Origin of the sequence: Novipirellula sp. (genome assembly GCF_041583735.1) — a bacterium.
GTDB lineage: Bacteria > Planctomycetota > Planctomycetia > Pirellulales > Pirellulaceae > Novipirellula.
The window spans coordinates 1-7,828 of sequence record NZ_JBFHFD010000411.1 but is presented as its reverse complement, the minus strand read 5'-3'; the positions used below and the strand labels follow the sequence as shown (position 1 = coordinate 7,828).

General features: G+C 55.4%; 11 protein-coding genes. 10 read left to right on the top strand and 1 reads right to left on the bottom strand.

The features are described from left to right. The 9 genes from ABX962_RS24240 to ABX962_RS24200 form a co-directional block, all read left to right on the top strand. Positions 1-453: PQQ-binding-like beta-propeller repeat protein (locus ABX962_RS24240; protein ID WP_372723094.1), on the top strand; the 453-nt coding region annotated here is incomplete at its 5' end. Between the two features lie 302 nt (positions 454-755). Next, complete coding sequence (locus ABX962_RS24235; RefSeq protein WP_372723092.1) at positions 756-1,070, top strand: response regulator; 315 nt, start codon at positions 756-758, stop codon at positions 1,068-1,070. 4 nt (positions 1,071-1,074) lie between these two features. After that, positions 1,075-1,530, top strand: a complete 456-nt coding sequence (gene panD / locus ABX962_RS24230; RefSeq protein ID WP_372723090.1) for an aspartate 1-decarboxylase — start codon at positions 1,075-1,077, stop codon at positions 1,528-1,530. After that, positions 1,531-2,124 carry a DMT family transporter gene (locus ABX962_RS24225; protein WP_372723088.1) on the top strand — a complete coding sequence of 198 codons (594 nt, stop codon included), beginning with the start codon at positions 1,531-1,533 and terminating at the stop codon, positions 2,122-2,124. 88 nt (positions 2,125-2,212) lie between these two features. After that, the gene (locus tag ABX962_RS24220; protein ID WP_372723086.1) at positions 2,213-2,707 is read left to right on the top strand and encodes a 3-hydroxyacyl-ACP dehydratase FabZ family protein; all 495 of its coding nucleotides are present in this window, start codon (positions 2,213-2,215) and stop codon (positions 2,705-2,707) included. Between the two features lie 136 nt (positions 2,708-2,843). Then, the gene (locus tag ABX962_RS24215; protein ID WP_008694933.1) at positions 2,844-3,233 is read left to right on the top strand and encodes an acyl carrier protein; all 390 of its coding nucleotides are present in this window, start codon (positions 2,844-2,846) and stop codon (positions 3,231-3,233) included. A 6-nt stretch (positions 3,234-3,239) separates the two neighbouring features. Beyond that, positions 3,240-3,746 carry a 3-hydroxyacyl-ACP dehydratase FabZ family protein gene (locus tag ABX962_RS24210; RefSeq protein ID WP_339938995.1) on the top strand — a complete coding sequence of 169 codons (507 nt, stop codon included), beginning with the start codon at positions 3,240-3,242 and terminating at the stop codon, positions 3,744-3,746. Between the two features lie 68 nt (positions 3,747-3,814). Then, on the top strand, positions 3,815-5,098 hold the full coding sequence (locus tag ABX962_RS24205) for a beta-ketoacyl synthase (RefSeq protein WP_372723084.1): 1,284 nt from the start codon (positions 3,815-3,817) through the stop codon (positions 5,096-5,098). 121 nt (positions 5,099-5,219) lie between these two features. Continuing rightward, positions 5,220-5,621 (top strand): hypothetical protein, encoded by a 402-nt coding sequence (locus ABX962_RS24200; protein ID WP_372723082.1) that lies wholly within the window; start codon positions 5,220-5,222, stop codon positions 5,619-5,621. A gap of 59 nt (positions 5,622-5,680) precedes the next feature. Here the strand turns inward: ABX962_RS24200 and ABX962_RS24195 are convergent, their stop codons facing one another. After that, complete coding sequence (locus tag ABX962_RS24195) at positions 5,681-6,001, bottom strand: hypothetical protein (RefSeq protein WP_372723080.1); 321 nt, start codon at positions 5,999-6,001, stop codon at positions 5,681-5,683. A 305-nt stretch (positions 6,002-6,306) separates the two neighbouring features. Between ABX962_RS24195 and ABX962_RS24190 the strand changes: the two genes are divergently transcribed. Further along, entirely contained in the window at positions 6,307-7,584 is a 1,278-nt protein-coding gene (locus tag ABX962_RS24190) for an NAD(P)/FAD-dependent oxidoreductase (protein WP_372723078.1), read from the top strand. The last annotated feature ends 244 nt before the right edge of the window (positions 7,585-7,828 follow it).

Genomic DNA, 7,828 nt, shown 5'->3' with positions numbered 1-7,828 from the left:
GGGGAAGCTGCGGTGGACAATTCCAACTCGGCCGTGGTGTGGCACTACAGCATGGCGGACCAGAACGACGACGGCGAATTCGACTTCGAAGAAAAGATGCATCGCAGCTGTGGCACCGTCGCCATCAAGGATGACATTCTTTACATCGCCGACTTCTCAGGCTTGGTTCATTGTTTGAACGCCAAGCCCAAAGAGGACGGAACGCCCACCGTTTACTTTACCTATGACATGTTCGCCCAGAGCTGGGGCAGCCCGCTAATTGCCGATGGACGCGTCTTTATCGGGGACGAGGATGGTGACGTTGCGGTGTTTGAATTTGGTCCCGACAACAAGGAACCGGTCGAAGAAATCAACATGGGAACCAGTGTGTACAGCACTCCTGTGGCCGCCAACGGCACGATTTACATCAGCACGAAGGACAAATTATTCGCGATCGGAAAGACCGACGAATAACCGGCGTAGGAAGTGAACTTCGGCCAAAGCTCGGCTGAGCGGTGAAATCGGGTGCCATAATGCAAGTCGCAGCCCCTCGGGAAAAGAGGACGCTGCGACTGTTTCATTTTGCAACCGCCTTGCCGTGCTTCTCGACATGGCTAATCTCTAAAGTTTCTCAGTCTCGGTAACCTCCTCCGCCGATACCCGATTGTTCGGGGGGCAGGACGCCGAGACCCGACTTGCATAAAATTGGTTTGATGATGTCTAAGTTGCTCGTGGATTGCGGAAATTGCGGTCCAGACTTCAATTCGATTCGGCGCATGGTTTCCTCGAACTTCAAAGCCTCGGTGGTGCAAACCCACGGGTTGGAAGACACGCTGCAGACGCTTCGCACTCGCAAAGTCGATCTTGTCACGGTCAATCGCAAACTGGATCGTGATTATTCCGATGGATTGGAAGTCCTAAAAGCGATCAAGGCGGATCCCGAAGTAGGTTCGGTTCCCGTCATGCTGGTGACCAATTACGAAGAACATCAACAAGCATCCATCGATGCCGGGGGCGTGCTCGGTTTCGGAAAATTATCAATCGATGACACGAAGACACGTGAACTGCTTGAGCCGTATCTGAGCGAGTAAAACGATGACAGGCCCTTTTCGCAAACTGCTTTCCGCCAAAATCCATCGTGCGACCGTTACGGGCGCCGATGTGGATTACGAAGGCAGTGTGACGATCCCTCCCGAATTGCTCGAAGCTTCTGGCATTTGCGCCTATGAATCGGTGCACGTTTGGAATGTGACTCGTGGCACTCGGCTAGAAACCTATGCCATTCCGGGAATCCCCGGTTCGAGCGACGTTTGCATGAACGGCGCGGCAGCTCATTTGGTGCATCCAGGCGACCGAGTCATCTTGGCGACCTACACGATGGTCCCCGAAGACAAGGTGGCCGAGCATCGGCCGCGATTGGTATTTGTCGATGCCGAGAACCAAATCAAGCATTTGGGCCCCGAAGTCGCGGGCCCTCAGCGTCGTGAAACCACTCAAAACAGCCAATTGCCGGAAAACACCAAAGCGGTGCAGACCGCAAAGGGCTGCTAGGTGCAACACGCTTTGGGCATGCTTTGGGTTGCGATTCTCGTCGGTCTCGCCGCAGGTTGTGTGCTTGGGGTGCAACCGAGCGTCAATGGATCGCTCGGCAAGGTAGTCTCGCACCCCTACCAAGCGGCGCTAATTTCATTCGCGGTCGGCACAGCACTGCTGTTGATTCTGTGCCTTTCCACCGGTGTTTTTCCTCCGTCATTTCAATCGGCGCCGGGGCAATTACCATGGTGGATCTGGTCGGGCGGTGCGATCGGAGTGGTGGTTGTCACAACGTCGCTGTATTTTGTTCCCCGCGTTGGCTCGGTTCCGTGGTTTGCCGCCATCATGACAGGACAAACGTTGGCGGCTATTTTACTGGATCACTACGGATGGATGGGCAATCCACAGGCTTCGGCATCACCGCTGCGGTTAGTCGGAGTCGGATTGCTGGTGGCGGGCGTTTTGGTGATTGCCCAAGCCAAACGCAGTGAACAGGCCGCCAAACGCAGTGAACAAACCGCTGAACAGACCGTTGAACTTGGCGAACCCGCATTGCCAAATTCCGCAAATCCGAGCTCAACCCCGGTCGTCGAATCGACGAATTCGGAGTAAACAGGGGCGAAACAGCGGTAATTAAGGTTGAGGCAAAACAGCCCGAAAACTATTTTATGGCGAACCCACACCCGCCAATGACCGGAAAATGAAGTACCGACAACTCGACAAAATCACCTCCATTGAACCTGGAGTCCGAATCACGGCGGAGCGAACCCTGCACGCCGATGAAGAATATTTGCTGGACCATTTCCCTCGTTTTCCGGTGATGCCGGGGGTCATGATGCTCGAAGCCCTACACCAAGCGGCAATTTGGCTGATCCGCACCGGCGACGAATTCGAGAGCGCGTTGGTCACATTGAAAGAGGTCCGCGGCGTTAAATTTGGCGACTTCCTCTCGCCTGGCGAAACGCTGCAAATCAACGCAGAAGTGGTCAAAAACGATGGCAACTTGACCACGGTCAAGGCAACGGCACAGAAAGAGGGACGCACGACCGTTTCCGCTCGTCTGGTGCTGGAACGCCGTTCTTGCAATGATCCTGAACGATTAAAGACCGACGAAGACGTTCGCCAGCGTGCAAAAAAGCAATTTGACGAACTGTTTGGCTCGATTGATCTGATTCCCGCCGATGCTGCGAGCTAGGCTTGAACGAGTCGCCACGACGCTCGGCCATTGATGCCAGGCCCCCCGAGTGACTTGAAAAACAATATTTACGCGTCTCGAAATGACGCATCCCTATCGCTCCGTTTATGTGAACAGCCCTTAAAGGATCCACTCGATGGCACTTTCCCAAGAAGAGATTTTCGAAAAAGTACAAGAAGCCTTGATCGACGCCCTGGGTGTCGATGATGACGAAGTGACCCGCGAAGCGACCTTGGTCGGCGACCTGGGTGCCGAGTCGATCGACTTTCTTGATATCGTCTTCAAGCTCGAAAAAGCGTTCGACATCACGATCCCTCGTGAAGAACTTTCGCCCGAAGACGTTTTGACCAACTCGGAATACGTCAAAGATGGCGTGGTCACCGCCGAAGGCATGGCCGAACTGAAGCGACGGATGCCTTGGGCCGATCTCTCGGAATTCGAAAAGAACCCACGCGTACAAGACTTCGGCAACCTGTTGACCGTCGGCGATTTGTGCAACTACGTCGAAACCAAAGTCGGAGCGTAGTCGTCGATGCGTTGGTTTTGGATCGATCGTTTTACTGAGTTTGTCAGTGGCAGTCATACCCGCGGCATCAAAAATGTCTCGCTGGACGAGGAAGTCGTGGACGAATATTGTCCCGGCTACCCCGTGCTGCCCCCGACGCTCGTGATCGAAGGCATGGCCCAACTCGGCGGCATTTTGGTTTCCGAGTATTATGGCTTCGAAAAGCGATGTGTCTTGGCCAAAGTTGGCAAGGCGATCTTTCATGAACCGGCGCGAACCGGTGACCAATTGCAATATCACGTCAAAGTCGAATCGCTGCAGGACACCGGTGCCACGGTGACCTGTGTCAGCCACATTGACGAGAGACTGCACGCCGAGATCGACTTGATGTTCGCGTTCTTGGACCAAGATCGCTTTACCTCCGGACCGCTATTCGGCCCGGGCGACCTCGAAGCGATGCTGCGACTGATGAACTTTTTCCATGTCGCGGTGAAACCCGATGGAACTCCGGTCCCGGTCTACGACAACCTCTAAGTCAATCTGCTTTACTTCTCTGTTCTGTTCATTTTCCTGTTTTCACTCTCCACACCCAAGGTTTCCCCATGCGTCGCCGAGTCGTCGTCACTGGTATCGGAATGATTAACCCGATGGGCCATGACGCTGCGACCGTATGGTCGGGGCTGAAAGAAGGCAAAAGCGGCGTTGCAAAAACAACGTTGTTTGACGCCAGCGGCTTTCCCACAAAGATCAGTGCGGAAGTCAAAAATTGGGACGTCTCGAAAGTGGGCGAGTCGATCCAACAGTGGGAAAACCGCGGACGACATACTCGTTTTGCCATCGGCGCGGGCAAGCAAGCGATGCAGGACAGCGGTGTGATGGATTCGATCACCGATCCCGTTCGCTTTGGTGTCTACATGGGCAGCGGCGAAGGCAACCAGGACTTCCAAACGTTCAGCCGCATGATGTCCGCGGCATTGGCCAGCGGTACCTATGACGCAGCCAAGTTCGTCGGCAAAGGACTCGAGCTGCTCGATCCCGCCAAAGAACTCGAGCAAGAACCGAACATGCCTGCGGCTCACCTGGCCGCGATGTTCAACGCCCAAGGCCCCAACCTGAACTGCTTGACCGCTTGTGCCGCCAGCAGCCAAGCCGTTGGCGAAGCGACCGAAATCATCCGCCGAGGCGATGCCGACGTGATGCTTGCCGGCGGAACGCACAGCATGATCCATCCGCTCGGCGTGACCGGATTTAACTTGCTGACCGCGCTGAGCGAAAGCAATGAGGAACCGACCAAGGCCAGCCGTCCGTTTGATCGTTTGCGAAATGGATTCGTGCTGGGCGAAGGTTCCGCCATGGTCGTGCTCGAAGAACTCGAATCCGCCAAACGCCGCGGAGCGACGATCTATGGCGAAGTCGCCGGTTACGGAACCACCGCCGATGCCTACCGAATCACTGACATTCCACCGGATGGGCATGGCGGGATCGCGGCGATGCGAATGGCAATCGCCGATGCCGGGCTAACTCCCAATGACATCGGCTACGTCAACGCACACGGAACCAGCACCACGGTGAACGACAAAGTCGAAACCAAAGCGTGTAAAGAAGTGTTCGGCGAAAACGCCATCAACACTCCGGTTAGCAGCACCAAGAGCATGATGGGACACCTGATTGCCGCAGCCGGTGTGACCGAAATGATCGTCTGCTTGATGGCGATTCGCGACGGAGTGTTGCCACCGACGATCAACCAAGAAAACCCCGATCCCGATTGCGATTTGGATTATGTCCCTAACGTCGCTCGCGAAGCGGATATCCGTTACGCGTTGAACAACAGCTTTGGTTTCGGCGGACAAAACGTCACGCTGTGTCTGAGCCGTTTCGACGGCTAGAGTTGCGTCCCGGGTAGGACTTGGGGTAGCGAAATTCGCCAAGAGTTTCGTTCACGCCCAGATCGTCGAAAGTCTTGGCGACCTTCGCCACGACCTTATTCCCAACAGCGAGCATGCAAACATGAACGCGTTCACCGATTCGGAACTGGCGGCTTTTCTGGACGAAGCGTTACCGGCGAACCGCAGCTCGGAACTCGAGCAAGCGTTACGCAGCGACGCCTCACTACGCAAACGGTTGACCGAAATCCAAGGGCGTGACGCTGCGGGGCTGCATACGATCGCGGGAATTTGGCGACGCGAACGATTGTCGTGCCCGTCACGTTCGGAACTTGGGCAATACATTCTTGGCACACTTGATGCCGAACCGAATGACTACATCCGCTTCCATCTCGAAGAAGTCGGATGTCGCTACTGCCAAGCCAACTTGGTGGATTTGAAAGAATCCTCCAAGGACCAGGTTCAACCGGTCGTCCGTCGCAGCCGGTTCTTTCAAACCAGTGCCGGCTACCTGCGAAAAGAATAGCGAGGGCACTACACCTCGCGATTACCTTCCCATCGATCCGCAGGTTGCCGCTGCAGACGCTACGCCGCATGATGCATCATCTGCTCGAGTCGATCGAGAGTGGTAACCATTTGGTTCCACTCGTTCATCACCTCCAAAGTCGACATGACGGCGGCGTCGCTGCGGTCAAAGCCTCGTTCACTGATCGTGATTCGTTTGGTCAACATGATCACCGTGCCCATTTCCGAACTCTCGCGGTCCGATTTTGAGTGAGAAAGCTCGTCGTCGACGGGCAAGACTTGCTGCATTGCCTCGTGGACGGCCCAAATGGCAGCTTTGCGGCTCGATTCTGCCTGAACGACGGTACGCAAATTTCCGGATTGAACGTAAAACTTAGCCATGATCAAACTCCACGGGATGTTTTATGATTTTGTGTTTCTGATTTTGAAGAGGTGCCACTTTCGGCTACTTACTTCATCGCATCCGCGGTGACACGTTAGGTCAAAACGCAATAAAAAGTTTAAAAATGCGGAATAGGCTTCCAGCCTGCCATCCGGATTAAGTTGGCGAAATCAGACTCGCGGCGATTGCGCAATGTCGTCGACTCACCCATACGCCGAAAACAAAAACTGGGACAGCCGAACCAACGTGTTTTCTGTCAAGATGCAGCATTCAGTCGAACACCCCAATTTCCAAGAGCAACTCAATGTCAAACGCGACGGCTGGCGATTCGTTCGATGTCATCATTGTCGGCGCTGGGCTGGCGGGACTCTCCTGCGCCGTCAAGCTTGCTGAGGCTGGACGCTCGATCACGGTGCTCGAGGCGAGTGATCGCGCCGGAGGCCGAGTTCGCACCGACTATATCGACGGATTCACCTTGGACCATGGTTTCCAAGTGCTGTTGACGGCGTATCCCGCTTGCCGCGAACTCCTCGATTACAAACAACTCGAGTTGTGTCATTTCTCTCCGGGAGCATTGATACGGCAAAACGGTGAGTTTGCGCTGTTAAGCGATCCATGGCGACGTCCCTTAGACATCGCGGCAACCGCCAAAAACACCGTTGGGTCGCTCGCAGACAAATGCCGCATCTCCAAGCTCCGCAGCGCCAGCCACGCGGGGTCACTCGAGGACGTTTACACGCGAGCGCAAACGACGACGCTCGAACGACTGAAGTCCAATGGATTCTCCGACCGCATCATTGACCAATTCTTTCGTCCCTTTCTTGGCGGCGTGTATTTGGATGAATCACTCGTCATGCCTAGCCGGATGCTCGAGTTCGTCTTTCGCATGTTCAGCCAAGGCCACGTCTCGGTTCCTGCGGGCGGGATGTCTGAAATCCCACGACAACTTACCGACCGATTGCCACGCGGCACGCTGCAACTGAAAACATCCGTTGCGGGACTGCAGCCTGAATCCGCCGAACCGACCGCCGCACGAACCGTCGAACTGACCGATGGCCGCACGCTGCGGGCCAAACAGATCGTGATCGCCACCGAAAGCAGTGCGGCGGCAAGTCTAATCGGTGATCAATCGCTGGACACCGAGTGGTCGGGAACCACTACGGTTTATTACGGAGCGGCCGAAGCACCGCTGCAACGACGACGCTTGCTACTGCGAGGAGACGAGTTGGGACCGATTCAAACCGCCGCCGTCATGTCGAACGTTGCATCACGCTACGCACCGAGCGGCCAGCACCTGATCTCGGTCAGCACCGAACTGAGTCAAAACATCGATCCCGATGCGCTCGACCACTCACTGCGCCCGCAATTGACTCGGTGGTTTGGCGAGCAGGCCGGCGAATGGAGACGATTGCAGATCTATCACGTGCCATTTGGGCTGCCGAAACTAACGCTTGATCCCGTGATCCAGCCGGTGACGACGGATCGCGAAGGCGTCTTTGTGTGTGGCGATCACCGTGAAACGCCCAGTATCCAAGGGGCGATGAACAGCGGCCTGCGAGTCGCCCAGGCGATCTTGCGCTAGCGGCAAACGATGAAAGGCAGGATGCCTATCCCACATTTCGGCGATGCTACAATGAAGGAAGGACGATCACGAATTGGGTCGTGGTGTTCCTCCCCGGTTGAAAGCGGAGCCCGATGACCATGCCGAAATCATCATTGTCGGAATTTGATTGGAAATGTCAGCCACAAGCCGCCATGCGGATCGATCAATGGACCGAAGAGTTTGTGCGTGACAATCGCTTTGTCGCCAACTTGCAGACACGGAT